The following is a 23698-nucleotide window of genomic DNA, read 5'->3' as shown; positions in this document are numbered from 1 at the left end:
CTACCAACCGTAGCAAGGCTGCGCTTCAGAACGGACTCCCTGCGCGGGAACCACTCAATGCAGATGCTGGACAACGAAATGCCCGACAAAGCCTCTGCGGCCTCCAGTGGTCTCGCGGCACCGCTGCGCGAGTTCAACCTGCTGCGTTGGTTTTCCCTGATCAGCCTGTTGATCATCGCCTCGGTGGCCGGTGGCCTGGGTTACGTGTCGACGCGCTTCGTGGTACGTGACAGTGTCGAGCGCGACGCCATGCTCACTGCACAGTTCATCCAGGCCATGGCCCAGGCCGAAGTCCGCCATTCGCAGTTGCCGCCGGGTACCACCATGGGTGAACTGCTCGACCCCCGCCTGGACCTGCAGCACCTGCAAGTCACCCCGGCGCTGGCCGAGTCGACCCGCGTCGAATTCCTCGACCACGTCGAACACCTGCCCGACACCCTGCTGGCCAACGTCTATGCCCGTGACCGGACCATCGTCTGGTCCACCAACCCTCAGTTGATTGGCAAACGCATCGAGGAGGATGGCGATCTGGAGCACGCCTTCCGCTCGCGCAAGGCGGTTTCTGCCAGCTACCACAAGGCTGAGGAAGACCGTGAAGAACAGAAATTCCTGCGTGAACCCGAGTACCTGTTCATCGAGAACTACATCCCGCTGTTCGACAGCCAGGGTGAGCAGGTGCTGTCGATGGTCGAGATCTACAAAGAGCCGCAGGACCTGATCCGGCGTATCCAGCGGGGCTATGTGCTGATCTGGGCCTCGACCCTGCTAGGCGGGGCGCTGATCTATTTCGGCCTGTTCTGGATCGTGCGGCGGGCGGCGCTCATGCTCGACCAGCAGCAAGACCGGCTGGTGGCCAGCGAAACCTACGGGGCGCTGGGCGAAATGTCCTCGGCGGTGGCCCACAGCCTGCGCAACCCGTTGGCCAACATCCGCTCCAGCGCCGAGCTGGCCCAGGAAATCGCCAACCCCACCGCGCAGAAGAACATCAACGATATCATCGGCCAGGTCGACCGCATGTCACGCTGGGTGCGCGACCTGCTGGTATCGCTGCGCCCGGCCAGTGACGAGCCCGAGGCGGTGGACCTGGTCGCGGCCATCGAGGACACGCACCTGGCCTTCGCCCAACAGATCGCGCGCAACGGGGTGCAGTTCTGCTACGAAGGCCCCGAGCTGCAGTACGTGGCCAGCCAGCCGCTGCAGCTCACGCAGATTCTCAACAGCCTGTTTTCCAATGCCATCGAGGCCATGCCCGCAGGCGGTGTGTTGCGCGCCCAGGTCAGCGTGGCGGACGGCCAGCGTGCGGTCATGCTGCTCAGTGACACCGGCAAAGGCATGAGCCAACAGCAGGAACGGATGGTGTTCAAACCATTCTTTACCACCAAACAGGGCGGCCTCGGCGTAGGCCTGGCCCTTGCTCAACGCATCATGGAGCGTTTTGGCGGCTCGGTCAGCCTGAGCAGCCGCGAAGAGGAAGGAACCCGCGTCAGCCTTACTTTCAATATCGCAGCGGGAGTGGACCATGGAACAGAGCATCCTGGTAGTCGAGGATGATGAAATCCTTGCTGACAACATTCGCACCTACCTGAGCCTCAAGGGCTATGAGGTGACGGTCTGCCACAGTGCCGAGCTTGCACTGGAGCAGGTCAAGCAGGCCCAGCCCGACGCCGTGCTGACCGACAACTCGTTGCCCGGCATGAGCGGGCACGACCTGTTGCGCGCCCTGGTGGCACAGGTGCCGGCGCTCAAAGTCATCATGATGACCGGCTACGGTAACGTCGAAGATGCCGTGCAGGCAATGAAGGAGGGCGCGTTCCATTACCTGACCAAGCCGGTGGTACTGGCCGAGCTCAAGCTGACCCTGGACAAGGCCCTGGCGGCCGAGCGGATGGAGCGCACCCTGTCGTTCTACCAGGAGCGCGAGGCGCAGAAGTCCGGGTTGCAGGCACTGATCGGCGACTCGCCGGTGATGCTCAGCCTCAAGCACACGTTGCAACAGGTGCTGGATGCCGAGCGGCGCATGGCCAGCGACGACCTGCCCCCGGTACTGGTCGAAGGCGAGACCGGCACGGGCAAAGAGCTGGTGGCCCGGGCCCTGCATTTCGATGGGTTGCGCAGCAAGGGGCCGTTCATCGAGTTCAACTGCGCGTCGATCCCGGCCAATTTGCTGGAGGCGGAGTTGTTCGGCCATGAGAAAGGTGCTTTCACCGATGCCAAGGAGCGCAGGGTGGGCCTGGTCGAGGCCGCTGATGGGGGCACGCTGTTCCTCGATGAAATCGGCGAGATGGACCTGGTGCTGCAAGCCAAGCTGCTGAAGCTGCTCGAGGACCGCAGCATCCGCCGCATTGGTGCGGTGAAGGAGCGCAAGGTCGACTTGCGGGTAATCAGTGCCACCAACTGCAACCTCGAACAGATGGTGCAGCAGGGCAAGTTCCGCCGCGACCTGTTCTTCCGGCTGCGCATCATCGCGCTCAAGGTGCCGCGGTTGTATGCGCGTGGGCAGGACATTCTGCTATTGGCTCGGCATTTCCTGGCGCACCATGGCCGCCGTTATGGCAAGCCTAACCTGCGTTTTTCCGCCGAGGCCGAGGCCTTGATGCTGGGCTACAGCTGGCCAGGCAACGTGCGGGAGCTGCGCAACATGCTGGAGCAGACAGTGCTGCTGGCGCCCAACGAGGTGATCCAGACCCATCAGCTGAACCTTTGCATGAGCTTGATCGACGAACCGTTGATTCAGCAACAGGCGCCTATGGTGTTCGAGATGCCACGGCATGAGCCTGAACCCGGCACCAGCCTGCCGGACATGGAGCGGGACCTGGTGCGCAAGACCTTGGACCGGACTGACTGGAACGTGACCAAGTCGGCGCGAATGCTGGGCTTGTCGCGGGATATGCTGCGTTACCGGATCGAGAAGCTGGGGTTGACCAGGCCAGACAAGCGGCAGTGGTAACCCCGCAGTAGTAGCGCCTGGCGCTCGCGCAGCGACGTCAGGGCTTGCTGGCGCCTGCCTTGTTGCTATCTTGCGAACCGCTACCCTCCATGCCGGGCAAATCATGTTCATCATTCTGCGTGGCAGGCGGGCTGTCGGGGTCATTGCCCTGCAAGCGCGGGTCGGTATCCCGTGGCATCGGTTTTTCAATCGGGTTGAGGGTGCTGTCGACACCCGGCTGGGGCGCTGGGTTGTGCGGGTCGTCGGGGTAGGTCGGCCCGGTGCCGACCGCCAGGGCCAGCGGTGAAACAAACACGGCTGCGAGCAGGAAGGGGCGGATCATGGTGCAATCTCCTTTGCATCGGGATGAGGGCTTCTACCTCGATTGGGCCGCCGAGCAGACGCTGGGTGCCCCCATCCCGATCAACGGTCACACCACCATCGACAACAACATGATGAAGATGATGCCCACCACCGAAAGGATGGTCTCCATCATGCTCCAGGTCTTGAAGGTCTCGGCCACGGTCATGTTGAAGTACTGTTTCACCAGCCAGAACCCGGCATCGTTGACGTGCGACAGGATCAGCGAACCCGCGCCAGTGGCCAGCACCAGCAGCTCACGGTTGACCCCCGGTACCATGTCGATCACCGGTGCGACGATCCCTGCGCCGGTGATGGTGGCGACCGTCGCCGAGCCGGTGGCGATGCGGATCACCGCCGCCACCAGCCAGGCCAGCATGATCGGCGAGATTTCCGCCTGCACCGCCATCTGCCCGATCACGTTGCCGACCCCGGTGTCCACCAGCATCTGCTTGAAGCCGCCGCCGGCCCCTACGATCAGCACGATGGCAGCGGTCGGTGCCAGGCTCTGGTCGAGCATCTTCATGATCTGCTGGCGGTTGAAACCACGCGCCGCGCCGAAGGTATAGAAGGCCAGCAGCAAGGCGGCGAGCAGGGCGGTGATGGGGTGGCCGATCAAGTCCATCCACTGCCGCACGATATGCTCGGCGGGCAGCACCACGTCGGCGAAGGTCTTGAGCAGCATCAGCGCCACCGGCAGCAGCACCGTGAGCAGGGTGACGGCGAAGCTCGGCAGGTTGCCCTGATCGGACTCCTTGGCGATCTGGTCCATCAGCTCCTGGGACGGGTTACCCGGGATGTAACGCGAGATGAAGTTGCCGAACAGCGGGCCAGCGATGATCGCGGTAGGCAGCGCCACGATCAGGCCATAGAAGATGGTCTTGCCGATGTCGGCATTGAAGATGCCGATCGCCAACAGCGGCCCCGGGTGCGGCGGCACCAGGCCGTGAACCACAGACAGGCCGGCCAGCAGTGGGATGCCGATTTTCACCAACGAGACCCCGGAGCGCCGGGCGACGATGAATACCAGCGGGATCAGCAGCACGAAGCCGATTTCGAAGAACAGCGGGATGCCGACCAGGAAGGCGGCGAACATCATGGCCCAGTGCACGTTCTTCTTGCCGAAGGCGCGGATCAGCGTCTGCGCGATCTGGTCGGCGCCGCCGGAATCGGCCATCAGCTTGCCAAGCATGGTGCCCAGGGCAAGCACGATGCCGACGAAGCCCAGCACACCACCAAAACCGTCCTGGAACGATTTCATCACCTTGGCCACCGGCATGCCGGAGGTAAGGCCGAGGAAGCCGGCCGCGAGGGTGAGGGCGACGAAGGGGTGAACTTTGAAATGGGTGATCAGCAGGATCAGCCCGATGATGGTTACCAGGGCGTCGAGCAGCAGGAAGGTATCAGTAGCCAGTCCGAACATGGTTTTTATGCCTCGGTCTTATCGTTGTTTTGGGCGTTGCTTTATTGAACTTCAGGCGCTTTCATTGGTCGAGACAGCGCTGTCTTTGGTGAGCCGGAAAAACCGCCTGGATCAGGCAGTTTGCGCCAGGTCCCGCTCACCGCAGGGCTTTAGCCAGCTGTCTACCGTCTCGGCAAGCACATTGATGGGCTGGGTGGCATCCAGTGGCAGGGTCAGCGGCTCGCCATGCGGGGCTTCGAGAGCTGCGAACTGGCTGTCGATGAGGCTTGCCGGCATGAAATGCCCTGGGCGGGCCAGTACGCGCTTTTCTGCCTCGGCAGGGGTGAGTTCGAGGAACACGAACACCAGGCCCGGCATGGAGGCGCGCAAGGTATCGCGGTAGCGGCGCTTGAGGGCAGAACAGGTGAGGATCGGGCGCTCGCCCGCGTTGACCGTGGCCTGCAGCTCCTGGCCCAGGTGCACCAGCCAGCCGGCACGGTCGTTGTCGTCCAGCGGGATGCCAGCGCTCATCTTGCGGATGTTTTCGGCAGGGTGAAAAGCGTCGCCTTCGATCAGGCGGCCGCCGCTTCTGGCGGCAATGGCGGCACCGATGCAGCTTTTGCCGCAGCCAGCCACGCCCATCACCACAATGGCGGACAGGGGAGAATTCATCAGTACCTCCTGCGGGGTGAGGTAGCGCTGTCTCGTCGCTGACGAACAGCCACCTCCCCGGTGTTATTGGTCTTGTCCTTACGCAGTATGGACGCTTGGCAGCGAGCACGCGGAACGGCTACCAAAGATTACATTGCCTGCGTCCTGAGACAGCGCTACCTTAGTGGCCGTTCCCCTCCCTTGGCAAGTAGTAAAATTACAACATTCATGTCCCGAACAGGCTCCCGCACCACCGGTCGTCCCACCCTGGCAGAAGTCGCCAGGCTTTCCGGGGTTTCCCCGATCACCGCATCCCGCGCCTTGCGCGGGGTCAGCACGGTTGCCCCGGCGCTGGCCGAAAAGGTTGCCGCTGCTGCGGCGAGCCTGGGCTATGTCGCCAACCCGGCCGCCCGCGCACTGGCCTCGGCCCGCAGCCAGTCGGTGGTGGTGCTGATCCCGTCATTGTCCAACCAGTTGTTCATCGACACCCTCGAAGCCATTCACGAGGTGATGCGCCCGCGCGGGCTTGAGGTTTTGATCGGCAACTATCACTACGATATTGCCGAAGAAGAGAACCTGATCCGCAACTACCTGGCCTACCAGCCTTGCGGCATGCTGCTGACCGGTTTCGAGCGCAGTGACGCATCGCGGCAGATGCTGGCGGCCAGTGGCGTGCCCTGCGTGCACATGATGGAGTTGGGTGGCGAGGCGGGTGCATTGTCGGTGGGCTTCTCGCAGCAACAGGCCGGGCGTGCGGCTGCCAGGCACCTGATCGAACGCGGGCGGCGGCGCTTGGCGTTCATTGCCGCGCAGCTCGACCCGCGGGTGATGCAGCGCGCCGAGGGGTTCCGCCAGGCCCTGACCGAAGCGGGGCTGCAAGCGACGGAGCTGGAAATCCTGGCGCCCGAGCCTTCTTCCATCGCGTTGGGTAGTGCGTTGTTCAGCCAGCTGTTGCAGCAGGCGCCGGATGTCGACGGCATCTTCTTCTGTAACGACGACCTGGCCCAGGGCGCTGTGCTACAGGCGCTGCGCCAAGGGGTTGAGGTACCGCGGCAGGTCGCGATGGTGGGGTTCAATGATTTGCCCGCCTCGGCGCACATGGTCCCGCGGTTGACCTCGATTCGCACACCTAGGGCAGCCGTAGGCCGGGGGGCCGCGCTGGCGCTGCTGACGTTGCTTGACGGCAAGCGGGTGGCCAACGAGCAGCAGGACCTTGGGTTCGAACTGATGGTGCGCGAGAGTTCTTGAGGCTTAGAGTTCTTGAGGCTCAGCGCCTTGTGTATGAAGGCCTCGGGGACTAATTACAAAGTGATATCAATGTGCTTGCACGGCGCTGTTGCCCATCTATGCTCAGGAAACCCCGCGCATAAAGGAGCCCGGCGTCATGTTCGATTTCCATCGCAAGTCCGACCTCGTCGAGATCCAGCGTAGTCACCAGGCACTGGCCAGTGCGCAAGCAAAGCTCGCGGCAATCAGCCGTTCGATGGCGATGATCGAGTTCGCGCCCGATGGGACCATTCTCGACGCCAACGAGCGCTTCTGCCAGGCCATGGGCTACAGCGTCGAAGAATTACGCAGCAAGCATCATCGGCTGTTCTGCGACTCGGCCTACGTAAAGACAGCCGAATACCAGCAGCTCTGGCGCGAACTGGGGCAGGGAAAGGCTATCAGCGGCACCTTCGAGCGGGTCGACAAGGCAGGGCGTGAGGTCTGGCTTGAAGCCAGCTATATGCCGGTGCTGGATGAGCAGCGGCAAGTCACCAGCGTGATCAAGGTGGCGTCGGACATCAGCCAGCGGGTCATGCAGGAGCACGAGAGTGAAAGCCTGCTCAAGGCCATTGGCCGCTCCATGGCGGTGATCGAGTTCACCCCGGACGGCCGGGTCATCAAGGCCAACCCGAATTTTCTCACCACTATGGGCTATCGCCTGGAAGAGGTGGTGGGGCGCCACCACGGGCTGTTCTGCCTGCCACAGGAGCGGGAGTCGTCGGCGTACCGGGAGTTCTGGGCGTCGCTCAACCGCGGGGAATACCACTCGCACCGCTTCGAGCGGGTCAACAAGCAAGGCCAGACGGTCTTTCTTGAAGCCTCCTACAACCCGATCTTCGACAGCAAGGGCCGGCTGTACAAGGTGGTCAAGTTCGCCAGCGATATCACCAGCCAGGTCTGCACCCAGCAAAGCGCCGCCGATGCCGCCCATGCCAGCTCCATGCAGACCGATGCCTGCGCGCGCAAGGGTACCGAGGTGGTGCAACAGGCGGTGCAGGTGATCGAGCAGATTTCCCAGGAGCTCAATGACGCGGCGCGCAGCATCGACGCGGTGAGCAAACAGTCGGATGTGATCGGGCAGATTGTCCTGACCATTCGCGGTATTGCCGACCAGACCAATTTGCTGGCACTGAACGCCGCCATCGAAGCGGCACGTGCCGGCGAGCATGGGCGCGGGTTTGCCGTGGTCGCTGATGAAGTGCGCAACTTGGCGGCGCGTACCAGCAAGGCAACTTTGGAGATCGTCGATGTGGTGCGCCAGAACCACGACCTGTCGCTGTTGGCGGTGGCCAGCATGCAGTCGAGCCTGACCCGCACCGGCCATGGCGTCGCCCTGGCCAACGAAGCCGGTACGGTGATCATGGAAATCCAGCAGGGCTCACGCCACGTGGTCGATGCGATCAGCCAGATCAGTTCGACGTTGCAATTGCACTGAGGGCGTCGGCCAGTTCGTGCAACAAGGTCTGCATGCTGGTCTGCAATTGCTGCCTCAGTTCAGCCGTAGGCAGCCCTTGGGCTTGCGCATGCTCGATGGCTTCGCAGTCCTTGACCAGTGTGCGTACCTTGAGCATTTTTGCCCCGCCCTTGATGCGATGGGCCAAGGCACGCACAGCATCGCCACTTGCGTCGGGGCCGAGCGCACGCAGCGCGGCCAGGTCTTCGCTGGCGCTCTGCGACAATTGTTCCAGCAGGTGGCGCGTCAGTTGTTCATCGTCCTGAGTCAGGTGGCGCAATTCGTTCAGGTTGAAACCACTGCCTTGGGCTGGCACAGGCTGCGCATGCGCGCTGGCGTGCGGCAGGTGGGTTTTGAGGGTTTGCAGGCCAATGGGCTTGAACAGGCATTCATCCATGCCACTGGCCAGGCAGCGTGCACGCTCTTCAGCCTGTGCATTGGCGGTGACGCCGAGAATCCGGCAGGGCGCCAGCGCGCCTTCGCTTTCCAGGCTGCGGATGCGCCGAGTCAGTTCATGGCCGTCCATGATCGGCATGCTGCAGTCGGTGATCACCAGGTCGAACCGAGCCGCCTGCCAGCGCGACAGCGCCGCTTCGCCGTTTTCAGCCAGGGTCACGCGATGCCCCAGCGTGTTCAGTTGCCGCTCCAGCAACAGCAAATTGGCAGGGTAGTCGTCGACCACCAGAATGTTCAGCGGGCCGCTGCTGCTTTCAAGGGCTGGGGCAAGCGCTTCGGCAGGCGCGGGCGCCTGGCTGTCCGGTAATTGCAGGCTGACCTGCACCTTGGTGCCCACGCCTTCGACGCTGTGCAGGCTTAGCGTACCGCCCATCAGTTCGGCCAGTGTGCGGCTGATGACCAGCCCCAGGCCGGCGCCCTGGCGTGCCCGCGGGCCGTCGGCCTGGGCGAAGGCATTGAACAGGCGGGCCTGGTCCTCAGGGCTGATACCAATGCCGGTGTCACGCACGCACAGCTCAACCAGCACCTCGCCGCTGCTGCCTTGGGCCGACAGGGTCAGGCTGGCATGCACTTCACCGCGCTCGGTGAACTTGATGGCGTTGCTGATCAGGTTGGAGAGCACCTGCTTGAGCCGCAGCGGGTCTGCCATGACCCAACCCGGTGAAGGTGGCAGCGCACTGTGCAGGTGCAGGCCTTTGATCCGCGCATTGCCTTCGAATACCCGCAGCGTGTTGCGTACCAGTTCGACCAGGTTGCAGGGGACCGGTTGCAAGGTCATGTGCCCGGACTCGATGCGCGAAATGTCGAGGATGTCGCCGATCAACTCCAGCAACCCAATGGCCGAATCGTGGGCAGTCTGCAAGGTCTGGGTATCGCAGCGGCCGCCGCGACTGTCTTCCAGGGCCAGTTCGAGCAGCCCGATTACCGCGTTCATCGGTGTGCGGATTTCATGGCTCATGGTGGCCAGGAAGGTGCTTTTGGTCTGGCTGGCCTGTTCCGCGTCGTCCTTGGCCTGGCGCAGCTGTTCGAGCAGGCCGCGGCTCAATGCCAGCTGGGCCTGCAGGGCATGCTGGGCGTCGGTGCGCTGGTGGATCAGTTTGCGCAGGTAGCTGTTCCAGAACACCACCCCGGCCAGCAATAGCGCCGACAGCACCAGCACTTGCAGCGCCAGCGTGCGGTAATCGCGCCATGGGCTGTCACTGACCAGTGTGCTGGTGCGCCAGCGGTTGATCAGTTGGTCCAGCTCTTCCGGCGGAATGCTTAGCACTGCCTTGTCGAGAATGGCCTGCAGTTGCGGTTGGTCCGAAGCCACCGCAAATGCCGCGATGGCCGGGCTGTCGTCCAGCACACTGGCGATGCGCAGCTGGTCCTTGAACACGTGGTTGATGTAGTAGGTGGCGTTGATGTGATTGCTCAAGGCCACGTCGGCGGCGCCGTTGGCCACTGCTTCCATCAGCCCGAGGGGGTTGTCCACTTCGACCACCTTGGCGCGCGGGTAGCGGCGCTCGAGCTCAGCTCGTTGCGGCGAGCCGCGCACCAGGGCTATGCGCTGGCCGTCGAGGGCCTTGGCCTGGGCAGGTGATGTGGCGTCGTTGCGGGTGACCAGTACCCGTGGGCTGACCAGGTAGGGCCGGGTAAAACGCAACTGCCTGGCGCGCTCCGTACCGTAGCCCAGGGCGCCGATCATGTGCGCCTCGCCGCGTGCCAGGCGATCGACCATCGCCTGCGCCGACTGGCTTTCCAATGGCTTGAAGTGCAGCCCGGTGCGCAGGGATATCTGCTTGAGCAGTTCCAGGGTGATGCCGCTGGCGCGGTGCTGTGCGTCGTTGAAGGTCAGCGGTGCGAGCGACGTGTTGACCAGCACCTTGACGGTGGGGTTGCGGGCGATCCAGTCGGTTTCTTCAGCGGTCAGGGCCGCCAGGTGGCGCTCCAGCAGCAGGCTGGTGTTGCCGCTGGTCCAGCGGCGCAGAATGGTCAGGCGCTCGCTTTCGGTGATTCTGCCCAAGGCCTTGTCGATCAGGCTGCGCAGGCGTTGGTTGTCATTGGCCAGGGCAAACGCGAAGGTGCCGGGCGGCACCTTGCAGAAGTGGTCGATCTTTACCGTGCCCTGGTAACTCTTGCCGATGAGAAAATCCGTGCTGATGGCATCGCCCAGGTAGGCATCGGCCTCGCCCAGTTCCACTGCGGCAAGGCCTGCCAGGGTTGAGCGGTACAGGCTCAATTGCGCCTTGGGGTAGAGCGCGCGCACGGTATTGGCGGGCAGGTAGTGGTCGACCATCGCAAGGCGCAGGCCATTGAAGTCTGGGGTGTCTTTCAAGGTGCGGCCTTCGCGCGTAACGATCACCGGCAGGTCGTCGGCGTAAGGCTCGCTAAGGCCGAGCTGGGCATCCGCCGCCTCGAATGCGTTGGAGCTACCCAGCAGGTCGATGCGGCCGTCGCGCAGCGCGGCAATCGCTTGGTGGCGGTTGTCGAAACGCCGGACTTCGATCGGGACGCCCAGTTGCTCGGCGATGATGCCTGCATAATCGGCGCTCAGGCCCTCGTAATCATGCTGGCTGATGTTGATTTCGAACGGCGGGTAATCAGGCCGCGAACTGCCCAGCACCAGGCGGCCGCGCTGCTGCAGCCATTGGCGGTCCTGGTCGCCCAGTTGCAAGGGCGCTGCGGCGCTGATCGAGCGCGCCAACAATTGCCTCGGTTCGCTGTCGGCAAACAGGCCGGTGGAGCCGGCCAGGCCGATGACCAGTAGAACGCTCGCCAGCAGGCGCTTCATGGCAACTGGGCTCAGTTGACGCTGTTGCGCTTGGCCAGGTCGACCATTTCCACCAGCGATTCGGTCTTGAGCTTGTCCATGATGCGGCCGCGATAGGTGCTGATGGTCTTGGCACTGAGGTTCATGCAGGTGCCGATATTCTTGTTGTTTTCGCCGCGCGCAAGGCGCCGCAACACTTCCATTTCGCGGTTGGACAGGCTGCCCAGGCGTATCGACTCGCTCTCCAGCGAGTTGCTGTTGACCGACATCTGCGGGAAGGTCGAATAGCCTTTGACCAGGGCCTTCAGTGCAAACAGCAAGGCTTCGTGGTCTTCGTCCTTGGTGACGAAGGCGCCGATGCCGGCATCCAGGCAGCGCCTAACATAAAGGTCGGTGGCCTGGCCGGTCAGCACCATGATCTTGGGCACCGGCTCCAGGCACTGAAGCCGCTTGATCACCTCCATGCCGTCCAGGCCGGGCAGGCCGATGTCCAGAAGCACCACGTCCGGCCGCAGTTCACGCGCCACCTGGGCGACTTCGCTGCCATTGGCGACTTCGCCGACGACGTTAAAGCGCTCCCGTTCGAGCAATAGGCGCAGGGACAGCCGGACGATAGGGTGGTCGTCGACGATCAGGACGGTTGTCATCAAGAAAACTCCTGTAGGGATGTGGTCCGCTTCCTGGAACACTCAGGAATACGTCTGCAACTGGGGTTATCGGAAGCGCTGCAAGATACGACCATTCCCGAAGTTTGGTAATGCCGAGTATAGGACTGTTGATTAACCCAGTAGGAATTGTTGAAAAGTCCTACAAAAAAACGGGGATAAGCACCGCCAGCGTGGCGTGACGATGCCTATTTGCGCAGGGCTGTCAGGCGCAAGCGGGGTGGGGTTTGACTACGCGCAGGGTCGAGGCAGGGTTGTTGGCCAGCGCTTGGCCGACCCGTGTCGGGCGTGCCAGCAACTGGCCGGCGCAGTTGGGGCAGCGCCCGTGCAGGCGAGTGTCGGCACAGGTTCGGCAGAACGTGCATTCGAACGAGCAGATCAACGCGTCCGGGCTATCCCCCGGCAGGTCGGCGTTGCAACACTCGCAGTTGGGTCGAAGTTCCAGCATTGGCATGGCTCCTGTTTGCAGGCGGGAGCGTTGAGTCTGCTACGCCAGTGCCAAGGCTGGCAATGCTCAGTCGCCGGGGCGATAGAGGTGTGCGTGCCCGGCCCGGTACAGGGCCGATTCGGCGAACGGCGTATCGCCCAGCACATGGCCGACGAGGATCAGCGCGGTACGGCGAAAACCCTTGAGTGCAACGCGCTCGACGATGTCTTCCAGGGTGCCACGCACCCAGTCCTGGTCCGGCCAGGTGGCGCGATGGACCACGGCAACCGGGCACTGTTGGCCATAGTGGGGTAACAGCTCGCTGACGATCCGCGGCAGGTGTTTCACGCCCAGGTGGATGGCCAAGGTGCTGCCATGGCGCGCCAGATCGGCCAGTTGCTCGCCGGGCGGCATCGGCGAGCTGTCGCCGAAGCGGGTCAGAATCACCGTTTGCGAGACCTGCGGCAAGGTCAGCTCGCAGCCCAGCAACGCCGCGCTGGCGGCGGTGGCGGTGACACCCGGAATGATCTGGTAGTCGATGCCCAGCTCACGCAGGTAGCGGATCTGCTCGCCGATCGCGCCATACAGGCTCGGGTCGCCGCTGTGCACCCGGGCCACGTCCTGGCCGTGTGCGTGTGCCGTGCGCATCGCGCTGATGATCTGCTCCAGGTGCAGCTCGGCGCTGTTGATCACGGTCTCGGCCTGGTGGCCATCGAGTACGGCAGCGGGCACCAGGGAGCCGGCATAGATGATCACCGGGCACTGGCGGATCAGGCGCTGGCCCTTGACCGTGATCAGTTCCGGGTCGCCGGGGCCGGCGCCGATGAAGTAGACCGTCATGGAAAATCCTTGCAATGAATGGTTGGCGCAATTATCGCCCGCAGGCCAGGGCGAGGGTAGCCGGCCCGTACACCTGGCGGGTAACCAGCAGCCTGGCAGCGCCGAGGTGCTGTCTGGCCATGGCCAGCGCCGCGCTCTCTGCTACACCCCAGCAACCGCTGTGTGCGTGGGCAATGGCCGAGCGATGGCTGAGCAGCAGTTCGTAGGAGGCAAGTTGCCTGGCATCGTACAGCAGCAACGGCACGCCGAGGCGCGTGGCGAGTTGCTGCAGGCCAGGTTCGTCGGCCTTCAAGGCAATGCTGGCGATACCGCGTAGCGCTGGCAGTGCCAGGCCGTGGTGGTCCAGGGCCTGGCGCAGCAGGGTTTCGAGGGTGTCCGCCGGGCAGCCCCGGCGGCAGCCGAAGCCGGCGTACAGTGTCGGCACCGAGGTGTCGAACGCCATCAAGCCCGGCTGGAGCGGCGGAACAGCCACGCGCTGAGCAGCCCCAAGGCCACCCAGAAGGCCGCGTTGGTCAGCCAGGAGGCGATCTTGAACTGCGCTTCCAGGGCCTCGGGTGCGAGGCTCTGATGAACTTCAGGTTGCGGTGCGCCAATGACATGCGGCAGCACCAGCAACACGGCGCCCAGCGCCTTCACCAGCCAGTGGCGGGCGAACACCAGCAGGGCCAGGCCCAACGCGGTGGCACTTGCGGTACCGATCCACCAGGCCTGACGTTGCCCCAGGTCAGCGGCCGCGGTGCCCGGCAGCTCCGGTGGCAGGCCCAGGGTAGGGGCCAGGCAGAACACGGCGAAGCCCGCCAGGCCCCACAGCGCCCCTGTCGCTGCGCGCTTGGGCTCACGCAGGCTGTACAAGGCGGCGAGTATCAAGGCGAAGCCGACCGCGACAACAAGGTTGCCGCCGGTGGTGGACAGGATGCGCTGCCAGCCATCTTCGGGCGACCAGGCTTCGTCGCTGTGTTCATGGGCTGCGGCCCCTTCGGCGCCGTGTGCGTGATGCTCGGCAGCAGGGGCTGCAGACTCGTAGGTTTCCGCCTCAAGGATCAAAGGAGCAACCCAGAAGCTTTGCAGCAGGGTCAGCAGCAAGGCTGCAAGCAGCCCGCTGAAGCCCGCAGTACGGGCGATGCGCGTGATCATGGGGCGTACTCAGTGGCAGGGGAAGGCAGCGCTGTGACGGGTGTCGTGGGCCGCGTTGTGCACGGCCTCGATGTGCGAGAAGCCGGCAAAGTAGACCAGGCACAGGCCGAGCAGGCTGGCGCCGACGGCGATGACGACACGCTGACTGAGGGTAACGGGGGTGGCAATGCTGTGTTTGGCGCTGGTGACGGGCATGACGCGTTCCTCTGCTTTTTGTGGGCAACGGGCAAGCGCGGCAGCCCCGAACGTGATCCGCCCAGGGGAATGCGACAGCGCCCGCCCACCGCGGGGTGTTGTTCATGAACGCCAGGCCGGTCTCCGGGCTAACGAGGAGGAGCAGCGCTCCTGAAAAGCGCCCCTTCCCATGCCAGGTAATGCGGCACAGTGGTCTAGACGCTTCGCTCGCTTACCGTTGCGGGGGCAGCACCGGGTTTATCCGGCCCTGGTCGAGGGCCTGTGACGCACCGGTTTCCCGTTTCACCCCTGAAGGGGCACCTGAACGCGAGGCATTAGGAGACCACGAGGCAGGTTTTCCGTCAATTGCACAGCGGTTCGCGTGCGAAAAGTATTTCAGAAGTTGTAAGTGACCCGGCCGAAGTAGTAGCCACCGGTAAACCCGTAAGGCGAATAGGCCCCGTAGCCTTTGACCATGGTCTTGCTGCTGGGCGCCTGGCGTTCCGGGTACACGTCGAACAGGTTGCGCGCGCCAATGGCCAGTTCAAGGTCCTTGGTCAGCTGGTAGCCCAGGTCCAGGTCGGTGATCCAGCGCGCCTTGTATTCCCGGTCCAGCGAGCGGTCGTTGGCGTCATTCACCTCGCGCCATGAACCATAACGGGTCAGCCCGAGGTTGACGCGGTAGCGCTCCCAGCGCCAGTTGGCACCGAGAATCAGCTTGGTGTGCGGCTGAACGTCGGTCAGGAAATTGCGCGCCTCGCGGTTCATCAGCTCATACGGCGTGCCCAGGATGTTCACGCTTTCCTTGTAGTCGAGGATCTCGGTGTCGTTCCAGTTGAACGCTGCCGTCCATTTCAGCGAGCCAGCGCCGCCCAGGTCCTGGTCGTAGCTGCCCACCAGGTCCAGGCCTTTGGTGCGGGTGTCGGCGCCGTTGGTGAAGTAGCGCCCGCCGGACGTCGAGTCGATGCCACTGGCCAGCAGCGTGTCGGTCACCTCCGGGCCGAGCAGGGTGCCGGTGAGGGTGATGCGGTCACGCACGTTGATCAGGTACGCATCGGCGGTGAACGCCAGGCGCTCGCTGGGCTGCCAGGTCAGGCCGAGGCTGTAGTGGGTGGATTTCTCCGGTTTCAGCGCTTCGGCGCCCAGGGCTTGTGCGGCTGCGCTGTCCACGGGCAGCACGCCGTAGTTGATGGACTGATACACCCCGTTCACCACGCCATAGGTGGTCGAGCGGGCACTGAACAGGCTGTTGGCCAAAGAAGGGGCACGGAAGCCGTTGCTGACCGTGGCGCGCAGGGCCAGCGCGGGGGTGAGTTCGTAGCGTGTGGTCAGCTTGCCACTGCGCGTGGCGCCGATGCCGCGATCGTAGTGTTCGTACCGCACTGCGGCGCCCCAGTACCACTGCGCCAGCGGGTTGAAGCCGACATCCAGGTAGCCTGCATAGCTGTTGCGGCTGGCGCTGCTGGCCTCGGCTGGTGAGATGCCGTTGGTGACCTGTGCGCCGGAGGCGGCGCAATTGCCGGGGCTGACGCAATAACCCCCATCGGCCCAACTGGCCCAGTCGCCGGCCTGGACCTGGTAAGTATCGCGGCGCTGCTCCAGCCCCCAGGACAGGTCCAGGGGGTTGTTCAGGCCGATGTCGTATGTACGGTGCAGGTCGAGGTTGCTGGTCAGTTGCGAGGCAACCCACGTGCCGGACTCGAAGTGGTTGGGCGTGGCTTCGCCCAGGGACGGGTTCTGGTTGTTCCAGGTGCCTTGTTCGGCTTCGTTGCGGCCATAGGTACTGGACAGGTCCCAGTCCCACTCGCTGACCAGGCCCCTGGCCCCGATCGCCGCCTGGTAATCGTGCTCTTCGATGTACCAGGTGGGGGTGTAGCCTGCCGGGTAGCCATTGGGGCCGGTGGTGATGGTGTTGACGATGCTGGGCAGGCGAAAGTTCTGGCCTTGTTCGGCTTTGCGGTACGACCAGGTGCTGAACGAGTACAGAGTGAGGTCGTCGTTGACCGGTAGTTCGGCGTTGTAGCCCAGGGTCAGCAGGTTGATCTTGGGCGTGCCGTAGCCGCCGTAGGTGACCTTGCCGGCCCGGTCGAGCGCTTCTGCCTGGCTGTAGCCGTTGGCACTGGCCTTGTTATCGTCGTTCTGGCTGCGCGCATCCAGGGCAAGCTGCAGGATGCCGTCGCGGCCAATCTCGAACCCCTTGTTCAGGCTTTGCTGCACGGTTTGCTTCTTGCCGTCGTAGCCTTGCCCGGCGGTGGTCACTGCCGTACCGCTGGCATCGGCCTTGAGGATCACGTTGATCACCCCAGCGATTGCGTCGGAGCCATACTGGGCGGCGGCGCCATCGCGCAGCACCTCGACGTGGTCGATCGCGCTGATCGGAATCAGGTCCAGGTCACTGGGTGCAGCACCGGCGTTGATGCCGCTGATGTTCAGGGTCGCGCTGGTGTGGCGGCGTTTGCCGTTTACCAACACCAGTACCTGGGCGGCATTGAGGCCACGCAGGCTGGGTGCGCGAGCCATGCCGCTGGCGTCCCAGCCGGTTTTTTCCGGCAGGGTCAGGGACGGCACAGTGGCGCTCAACGCTTCCATCAGGCCGGGTTTGCCGGTTTCTTGCAGCTGCTTGGCACTGATCACATCGATGGGTACCGGGCTGGTAGTGACGGTGCGCTTTTCTGCGCTGCGGTTGCCGGTGACGATCACCGTGCCCAGTGCCGAGGTGGCGGGTTCGCTGGCCATGGCGGTTGCGGTGTTAAGCCCGGCGAGCAGGGCGACGGGGAGCAGCGAGGCAGTGGTCAAAGGTTGCTTCATGCACGAAATTCCTTGGCTGACGGCATGGCGCACTCAGGGCGCCTTGGCCGCGATTGCTTCGATTTCCACCAGGGCACCGGGCAACGGCAGGGCCACTACCTGGATCGCGGTACGCGTAGGCTTGCGGGGTTGCTCGGCAGTGGCGAAGAACTCGCTATACGCCGCCTGCAAGCCGGCAAAGTCGAGGTTGCCGCCCTTGTCGGGGTCGCCAACCAGAAACACCCGCAACTGCACGATGTCGCCCAGGCCCAGCCCTTGGCTGCGCAGGGCCGTGTGCAGCTTGCCGAGTACCGAACGGGTCTGGGTCTCGGTGTTGCCGAACGCGGCAATGCTGCCCTTGGCTGCCTTGGGGTCGGCGATGTCGGGCAGGGTGCCGCTGACGAACGTCAGCTGGCTGCCGGCCGGTACGGTCACCAGCTGTGAGATGGGGAAGTTCGAGCCTGGCGGGTCAATGCGCTTGATGCCGTCGGCCTGGGCGTTGAGGGTCAGGGTCATGAGCACTCCGGCGAGCAAATGCAAACGTGGCATGGTCTGGGTTCCTTCTAGAGTCAGGCGGCAACGCCGCGCGCGGTCTGGCTGGCGTGGCGGGCGATCAGGCCGACCACCCGGCGTGCGGATTCGGCAGCGCTGTTCTGCCAGATGCCAACGCCGCCATGGGCCAGGGCATCGCTGGCCAGCCAGGTGCGGCCCTGCGGCTGGTTGAGGATGTCGTACCCCGGCTGGGCGACCTCGTCGTGGACGATCCAGGGGCTTTCACTGAACGGGATCTTCGACCAGTTGATCGCCAGCGGGCGGCCGAGCTTATGGCTGTGGCCCGGGTGCAGCGACTCGACCGCCTGGCGCGAAGAAGCGATCTGCGCCTGCAGGCCTTTGCCCGCAAACTGCTGCGCAACCTCACCGGTGTTGTAGGTGGCGACCAGTACACCCTGCTCGCTGTTGAGGCGGTCGCTGGGGTACCACAGGGTGCGGGCCTCATGGTTGATGTAGGAAAGGCCGCCATAGATCTGGAAGTCTGTTTCCCAGAAGCGCGGCGACTGCCAGGCCACCTTGTTGGCCTTGTCACCCTGGGCCAGGCCGATTGCCTTGCGGTATTCGGCGCTGAAGTTGGTGTCCAGGCGCGCCAGCAGCGGCAAGGGCAGGGTGACGATGGCATAGTCGGCCGTTTCGACATGCTGCCGGCCACTCTTGCGGTCGCGCCAGAGCACACGGCTGCCTTGTTCCCCGGTCTGCACGCTGAGCACTTCGGCACCCAGTTGCACGCTGTCCTTGACCTGCCGGTAGAACGCCTTGGGGATCTGGTCCATGCCGCCGACGGGCTGGAACATGGTGGACGAGAACTCGGGGATCTCGTCGAACACCAGGGGCAACAGCAGGTTGTTGTCCAGCAGTTGATCGAGGGGGACTGGCTGGCGTTGGATCGGGGTCTGGTCGCCGGCACCGGCGAAGCGGGTATAGCCCGAGCGTACCGAACCGCGGTAGTGCTGCTCGGTGTCGAGGTCGCCGTAGACCTTGAGGAAGTCCAGCAGGGCCTTGCGCTGCGGGGCGCTGAGCTCCTGGTCGAGGCTGTTGCGGCTGACGCTGCGGGCCAGCAGCTCGCTGAAATGGCCGCGAGTATCGTTGACGGCCTGGCGCAACAGCAGGGGTGGGCGGCTGAGGTCTGGCTGGGCCAGTGCGTTGCGGCTGCTGTTGACCAGCACCTGCAACTCGACGCCCAGCTCGCGGCAATAACCGAGGATGGTCAGGTGGTGGCTGGGCAGGCGTGCGGCACCGGCGTTGAAGAACAGGCCCTGGTCGAACTCGACGGTTTGGCGGGTGCCGTCGTTGTGTTCGATCCGGTCGCCCTGGCGCAGGGTCCAGACGCGGCCACCGACGCGTTCGCGGGCTTCCAGCACTTTGACTTTGAAGCCGGCTTTGCGCAGCTCGTAGGCCGATACCAGGCCGGAAATGCCGGCGCCGACAATCACCACGGTTTTGCCGTTGCCGCCGTTGGCGGCCAGTTGCAGGGGTTCGAAGGTGGCGGCCAGGGCGTTTTGCCCGAGCATGCCCACGGTTGCCGAATAGCCGCCGAGGGCGGCGAGGCGGGTGATCAGATCTCTGCGGGAAAATCCCATGTCACGGTCTCCGAAAGGGTCGATTCGGATGTGTGCAACAGGGCAGGCGCACGCACGGCGCGGCCCGACGACGGTTGGCACAAATCCATTTGCCTCCGCCAGGTCGGGGTCGGTTTAGATAACTTAATGGTCTTTCAGGTGGCTTGGAAAGGCTTTTTGGGTATATGTTAATTATATTTATATTGATGTTATGTAGTGTTTAAAATGCCTGATATGCATTTTATGATCGTGCGGGTGGTGGCGGCTAGTGCATGGCTGGGGTGGTTCGGCGCCTGCGAGATCGAGCGCCGCCCGCGCGGCGCATCGCGACGCAAGGCCGCTCCTACATTTGTTTCGGCCAATGAGGCCTGTGGCATTAGCGCGCGACCGCCTTGTTTGTACGACACGATATTGAGACAGGCACCAAGGGGCCGCGCGCCAATGCTTCAGGCATAACTGGCCCGAAACAAATGTAGGAGCGGCCTTGCGTCGCGATGCGCCGCGCGGGCGGCGCTCGATCTCATAGGCGCTAAAAAAACCAAGACATGCACCTGGTCCCCCAACCCTGTCCCCTAAGCCCTGCGAGCGCTATGCCCAGCCTCCCGCTCGGCCACCAACCCCCGAATCCGCGGAATCAACACTTGCCCATACTCCACCGCATCGCGCAGCTGATCGAACCCACGGAACAGGAAGGTGCTAACGCCCAACTCGTAGTACGCCAATGCCGCCTCCGCCACCTGATCCGCCGTCCCCACCAATGACGTGGAGTTACCAGCGCCACCCCCCAGCGCGGCGATCTCGGTCCACAACCGGGTGTCATGCACCTTGCGCTGGCTGGCCAATTGCACCAGGCGCTCGGAACCGGCGTTGCTCTTGCCGAAGTTCTTCTCGCGGCGGTTGCCCTCGCGGATGCCGATGCGCGTCTGGGCATCGGCCAGAATGCGCTCGGCACGGGCCCACGCCTCGTCCTCGGTCGCCCCCAGGATCGGCCGCAACGACAGGCTGAAGCGAATGTGCTTTTCGCGCCCATAGCGGGCCGCAGCTTTGCGTACCTTGGCAATACGCTCGCGCACCTGCTCCAGCGGCTCGCCCCACATCATGTACACATCCGCATGCTTGGCCGCGACTTCAACCGCGGCATCCGAAGCACCCGAGAAGTAGATCGGTAGCTGCTGCATGGGCTTGACCAGGGTCAGGTTGTCTTCGACACGGTAGTGCGGGCCGTGATGGTCGAATGGCTCGGTGCGGGTCCAGGTGTCGCGCAGCACCTGCAGGTATTCGTCGGTACGGGCATAGCGGGCATCCTTGTCGAGGAAGTCACCGTCTCGCTGCAGGTCACCGCTGTCACCACCCGTGATGACATTGATCGATGCGCGGCCACGGCTCAACTGGTCGAGGGTGGCGAACTGCCGAGCCGCGAAGGTGGGCGCCTGGAACCCCGGGCGGTGCGCCACCAGCAGGCCGATGCGCTCGGTAAGCGCGGCGACGTAGCTGGCCAGGATCAGCGAGTCCGGGGCACTGGTGTTGACCGCCAGCAGCGCTTTGTCGAACCCGCCGTACTCCTGGGCCTGGGAAAACGCCTTGATGAAATCGAGATCGACCAGCGGGCCACGTGGTGCCTGTGATTCGCTGCCTTCCTGGGGGCCGATGAGGCCAATGAATTCGAGACTCATGGAACAAACTCCTTGTTGTGCTGGGTTCAGGCAACCGCAGTCTGGCTGCGGCGCAGGGTGTGGCGTTTCGGCGACATGCCGAGGCCGAAAACGCTTTGGGAAAGCGAAACACTTCATGCTGCAGTTCTATTGCCAGGGATAGCCGCGATCAGCTCGCGGGTGTACGCGCTCGACGGCCGCTCGAACACCTCGGCTACGGTGCCTTGCTCCACTACTTGACCATGACGCAGCACCAGTACCTGGTCCGCCATGCTCGCCACCACCGCCAGGTCGTGGGACACCAGCACATAGGCGATGCCCAGCTCGCGCTGCAACTCATCCAGCAACGCCAGGATCTGCGCCTGCACCGAGACATCCAGCGCACTGACCGGCTCATCGAGCAACAGCAGCTCGGGTTGCAGGGCCAATGCTCGGGCAATGGCCACCCGCTGGCGCTGGCCGCCAGACAACTCGCGGGGCAGGCGGTCAAGGTAGCTGACCGGCAGGTGCACGCGTTCGATCAGCTGGCGGGCCGCCTGTTCAAGCGCTGGGCCCTTGAGCAAGCCGAATGACACCAGCGGCTCGACGATGCTGTCGAACACGGTGAAGCGCGGGTCCAGGGCGGCGAACGGGTTTTGCTGGACCAGTTGCATGCGCCGACGCAAGGGGCGAAACGCACGCCAGCCATGGCCGGTGACGTCCTGCTGGTCGAACAGCACCTGCCCTTGGCTGGGCGGCTCCAGGCCGAGTGCGATGCGTAATGCGGTGCTCTTGCCAGACCCTGATTCGCCAACGATGGCCAAGGTCTGGCCAGGGTGCACCTGCAGGCTGAGGCCCTGCAGGGCGATGAAACGGTTGTCCTGCCCCTTTACCCTTGGCAACTCGAACGTCTTGCCGACCCCTTCCAGGCTCAGCAGTGGCCAGGAATCCGGTGCCAAAGGCCGCGCTCGGCGGCGATGGGTGAAGGCGGGCGCTGCGCCAAGCAGGTCACGCGTATAGGGATGCTGGGGAGCCTGGACGATTTGCCGAGGTGGGCCCTGCTCGACCAGTTCGCCTTGTTTCATCACCAGCAGACGGTCGGCGCGGTCGGTGGCCACGCCCAGGTCGTGGGTGATGATCAACAGCGAGATGCCACGTTCGGCCACCAGCCGCTGCAGGTGGTCGAGGATCTTGCGTTGCACTGTCACGTCCAGCGCGCTGGTGGGTTCGTCGGCGATGATCAGGCGCGGGTTGCCGGCCAGGGCGATGGCGATCAGCACCCGCTGACGCATGCCGCCGGACAGCTCGTGCGGGTACTGACGGGCACGCAGAGCAGGGTTGTCCAGGCCGACCTGGCCGAGCAGTTCCAGCACATCGGCATCGATGCTGCGAGTGCGGCGGCCCTGGGCCAGCACCAGCGCTTCGCCGATCTGCTGGCCGATGCGCAGTGTCGGGTTGAGGCTGACCATTGGGTCTTGCGGCACCAGGCTGATGGTGCGGCCACGCAACTGGCGCTTTTGCCGTTCGCTGGCACGTGCCACGTCGATGCCGTCGACCCACAACTGGCCACCCTCGACCCGGGCGCTGGCCGGCAGCAGGCCGAGCAATGCTGTGGCCAGGGTCGACTTGCCCGAGCCGGACTCACCGACGATGGCGACCGTTTCGCCGTGGGCCAAGGCAAACGACAGGCGTTTGACCGCCTGGGTGGTATGGCCACCGGCGTGGTAGCTGACGCTGAGGTCGCGCACGACGATCAGGGGGTATTCACTCATCGGTGGTTCTCCTCGAAACTGCGGGCCAGATGGTTGAGGCTGAACACCACGGCGACCACGAACAGGCCAGGCAGCAGCGAGACCCAAGGGGCGGTGATCAGAAAGTGCCGGCCATTGGCGATCAACGTGCCCCATTCCGCTGCGGGTGGCGCTGCGCCGAAGCCCAGGAAGCTCAGGCCAGCGGTGGCCAGGATCGCGGCACCGAAGTCCAGGGTGGCGAGCACCGCGACCGGGCCCCAGGCATTGGGCAGGATGTGCCGCAGCAGCGTACGGCCCCAGCTCGCACCGCCCAGGCGCGCAGCTTCGACATAGGGCAAGGTCTTGACCCGCAGCACCTCGGCGCGGGTGGTGCGGGCGAAGCCTGGGATGATGCCGACGCCGACGGCAATCGCCACAGGCACCGTACCGAAGCCGATGGCGGTGACGATGGCCAGGGCCAGCAGCAGGCCGGGCAGGGCCAGCAGCACATCGACCACGCGCATGATCAGCGCATCGATGCGCCCACCGGCGAAGCCGGCCAGTACCCCCAGGCCAAGGCCACCGGCCAGGGCGATGCCGACGGCCAGCAGCGCGGCTTGCACCGACAGGCTGGCGCCATACACCACGCGGGTGTACAGGTCGCGGCCCAGTTCGTCGGTGCCGAACCAGTGCTCGGCACCGGGCGCGGTCAGCTTGGCGGCGGGTGACGTGGCGTAGGGGTCGAAGCTGGTCAGCCAGTGCGGTACCACGGCGCCGACCAACGCAAACAGCACCACCAGCAGCGCCAGGCTGAAACCTGGGCGCGTCAGCAAAGGCGCCAGTGCCTGGCCAAGGCGTTGCACGCGGCTGCGGCGCTTCCAGGGCGTGGCGGCTGCGGCGGCACGAAACAGGCGGGTATCGGTGGTCATG

At 64.3% G+C, this 23698-nt stretch carries 20 protein-coding genes, 1 pseudogene and 1 riboswitch; of the genes and pseudogenes, 5 read left to right on the top strand and 16 right to left on the bottom strand.

Features of this window, described 5'->3' with window-relative positions; translation table 11 throughout:
• Nucleotides 1-57 precede the first annotated feature (57 nt).
• Both DJ563_RS07295 and DJ563_RS07290 read left to right on the top strand, forming a co-directional pair.
• Entirely contained in the window at nt 58-1551 is a 1494-nt protein-coding gene (locus DJ563_RS07295; RefSeq protein ID WP_274099563.1) for a sensor histidine kinase, read from the top strand.
• On the top strand, nt 1520-2947 hold the full coding sequence (locus DJ563_RS07290; RefSeq protein ID WP_274099564.1) for a sigma-54-dependent transcriptional regulator: 1428 nt from the start codon (nt 1520-1522) through the stop codon (nt 2945-2947). The genes DJ563_RS07295 and DJ563_RS07290 overlap by 32 nt, the downstream gene beginning before the upstream one ends.
• Nucleotides 2948-2984: 37 nt before the next feature.
• Here DJ563_RS07290 and DJ563_RS07285 read toward each other — a convergent pair whose 3' ends face one another.
• From DJ563_RS07285 to DJ563_RS07275, 3 genes are all read right to left on the bottom strand, one after another.
• The gene (locus tag DJ563_RS07285) at nt 2985-3269 is read right to left on the bottom strand and encodes a hypothetical protein (protein ID WP_434519153.1); all 285 of its coding nucleotides are present in this window, start codon (nt 3267-3269) and stop codon (nt 2985-2987) included.
• A gap of 87 nt (nt 3270-3356) precedes the next feature.
• Nucleotides 3357-4709 (bottom strand): GntP family permease, encoded by a 1353-nt coding sequence (locus DJ563_RS07280; RefSeq protein ID WP_033698007.1) that lies wholly within the window; start codon nt 4707-4709, stop codon nt 3357-3359.
• Nucleotides 4710-4820: 111 nt separating this feature from the next.
• Nucleotides 4821-5360 (bottom strand): gluconokinase, encoded by a 540-nt coding sequence (locus DJ563_RS07275; protein WP_434519152.1) that lies wholly within the window; start codon nt 5358-5360, stop codon nt 4821-4823.
• Nucleotides 5361-5567: 207 nt separating this feature from the next.
• On the opposite strand from DJ563_RS07275, the gene DJ563_RS07270 reads away from it, so the two are divergent.
• From DJ563_RS07270 to DJ563_RS07260, 3 genes and pseudogenes are all read left to right on the top strand, one after another.
• Nucleotides 5568-6587: a LacI family DNA-binding transcriptional regulator gene (locus DJ563_RS07270; RefSeq protein WP_274099566.1), complete on the top strand. Its 1020-nt coding sequence runs from the start codon at nt 5568-5570 to the stop codon at nt 6585-6587.
• 136 nt (nt 6588-6723) lie between these two features.
• Nucleotides 6724-7506: pseudogene (locus DJ563_RS07265) on the top strand (PAS domain-containing protein); the annotation flags it as partial.
• Between the two features lie 42 nt (nt 7507-7548).
• Nucleotides 7549-8043, top strand: a complete 495-nt coding sequence (locus DJ563_RS07260) for a methyl-accepting chemotaxis protein (protein WP_238338555.1) — start codon at nt 7549-7551, stop codon at nt 8041-8043.
• Here DJ563_RS07260 and DJ563_RS07255 read toward each other — a convergent pair.
• The 13 genes from DJ563_RS07255 to DJ563_RS07195 all read right to left on the bottom strand — a co-directional run bounded on the left by DJ563_RS07255 (nt 8018) and on the right by DJ563_RS07195 (nt 23697).
• On the bottom strand, nt 8018-11290 hold the full coding sequence (locus tag DJ563_RS07255) for a transporter substrate-binding domain-containing protein (protein WP_434519151.1): 3273 nt from the start codon (nt 11288-11290) through the stop codon (nt 8018-8020). The two genes, DJ563_RS07260 and DJ563_RS07255, sit on opposite strands and share 26 nt — an antisense overlap.
• Before the next feature lie 11 nt (nt 11291-11301).
• Nucleotides 11302-11916: a response regulator transcription factor gene (locus tag DJ563_RS07250; protein ID WP_033698002.1), complete on the bottom strand. Its 615-nt coding sequence runs from the start codon at nt 11914-11916 to the stop codon at nt 11302-11304.
• Nucleotides 11917-12139: 223 nt separating this feature from the next.
• Nucleotides 12140-12382, bottom strand: a complete 243-nt coding sequence (locus DJ563_RS07245; protein ID WP_033698001.1) for a DUF1272 domain-containing protein — start codon at nt 12380-12382, stop codon at nt 12140-12142.
• A 66-nt stretch (nt 12383-12448) separates the two neighbouring features.
• Entirely contained in the window at nt 12449-13201 is a 753-nt protein-coding gene (gene cobM / locus DJ563_RS07240; protein ID WP_434519150.1) for a precorrin-4 C(11)-methyltransferase, read from the bottom strand.
• A 31-nt stretch (nt 13202-13232) separates the two neighbouring features.
• The gene (locus DJ563_RS07235) at nt 13233-13625 is read right to left on the bottom strand and encodes a cobalamin biosynthesis protein (RefSeq protein ID WP_434519703.1); all 393 of its coding nucleotides are present in this window, start codon (nt 13623-13625) and stop codon (nt 13233-13235) included.
• Between the two features lie 17 nt (nt 13626-13642).
• The gene (locus tag DJ563_RS07230; protein WP_274099570.1) at nt 13643-14335 is read right to left on the bottom strand and encodes a CbtA family protein; all 693 of its coding nucleotides are present in this window, start codon (nt 14333-14335) and stop codon (nt 13643-13645) included.
• 9 nt (nt 14336-14344) lie between these two features.
• Nucleotides 14345-14530: a CbtB domain-containing protein gene (locus DJ563_RS07225; protein WP_027593390.1), complete on the bottom strand. Its 186-nt coding sequence runs from the start codon at nt 14528-14530 to the stop codon at nt 14345-14347.
• Between the two features lie 97 nt (nt 14531-14627).
• Nucleotides 14628-14849: riboswitch (cobalamin riboswitch) on the bottom strand.
• Nucleotides 14850-14905: 56 nt separating this feature from the next.
• The gene (locus DJ563_RS07220; RefSeq protein ID WP_434519149.1) at nt 14906-17317 is read right to left on the bottom strand and encodes a TonB-dependent receptor plug domain-containing protein; all 2412 of its coding nucleotides are present in this window, start codon (nt 17315-17317) and stop codon (nt 14906-14908) included.
• Nucleotides 17318-17350: 33 nt separating this feature from the next.
• Nucleotides 17351-17845: a RidA family protein gene (locus DJ563_RS07215; protein WP_274099572.1), complete on the bottom strand. Its 495-nt coding sequence runs from the start codon at nt 17843-17845 to the stop codon at nt 17351-17353.
• A 20-nt stretch (nt 17846-17865) separates the two neighbouring features.
• Entirely contained in the window at nt 17866-19428 is a 1563-nt protein-coding gene (locus DJ563_RS07210) for a flavin monoamine oxidase family protein (protein ID WP_434519148.1), read from the bottom strand.
• Nucleotides 19429-19979: 551 nt separating this feature from the next.
• A complete protein-coding gene (locus tag DJ563_RS07205) occupies nt 19980-21080 on the bottom strand; it encodes an LLM class flavin-dependent oxidoreductase (protein ID WP_434519147.1) in 1101 nt (366 codons plus the stop codon).
• Nucleotides 21081-21193: 113 nt separating this feature from the next.
• A complete protein-coding gene (locus tag DJ563_RS07200) occupies nt 21194-22810 on the bottom strand; it encodes a dipeptide ABC transporter ATP-binding protein (RefSeq protein ID WP_434519146.1) in 1617 nt (538 codons plus the stop codon).
• Complete coding sequence (locus DJ563_RS07195) at nt 22807-23697, bottom strand: ABC transporter permease (protein WP_274097856.1); 891 nt, start codon at nt 23695-23697, stop codon at nt 22807-22809. The genes DJ563_RS07200 and DJ563_RS07195 overlap by 4 nt, the downstream gene beginning before the upstream one ends.
• Nucleotide 23698 lies beyond the last annotated feature (1 nt).

Origin of the sequence: Pseudomonas sp. NFX1 (assembly GCF_051123555.1) — a bacterium.
GTDB classification, from domain to species: domain Bacteria; phylum Pseudomonadota; class Gammaproteobacteria; order Pseudomonadales; family Pseudomonadaceae; genus Aquipseudomonas; species Aquipseudomonas capeferrum.
The sequence above is the reverse complement of the archived record's forward strand: the minus strand, read 5'-3'. Positions and strand labels throughout refer to the sequence as shown.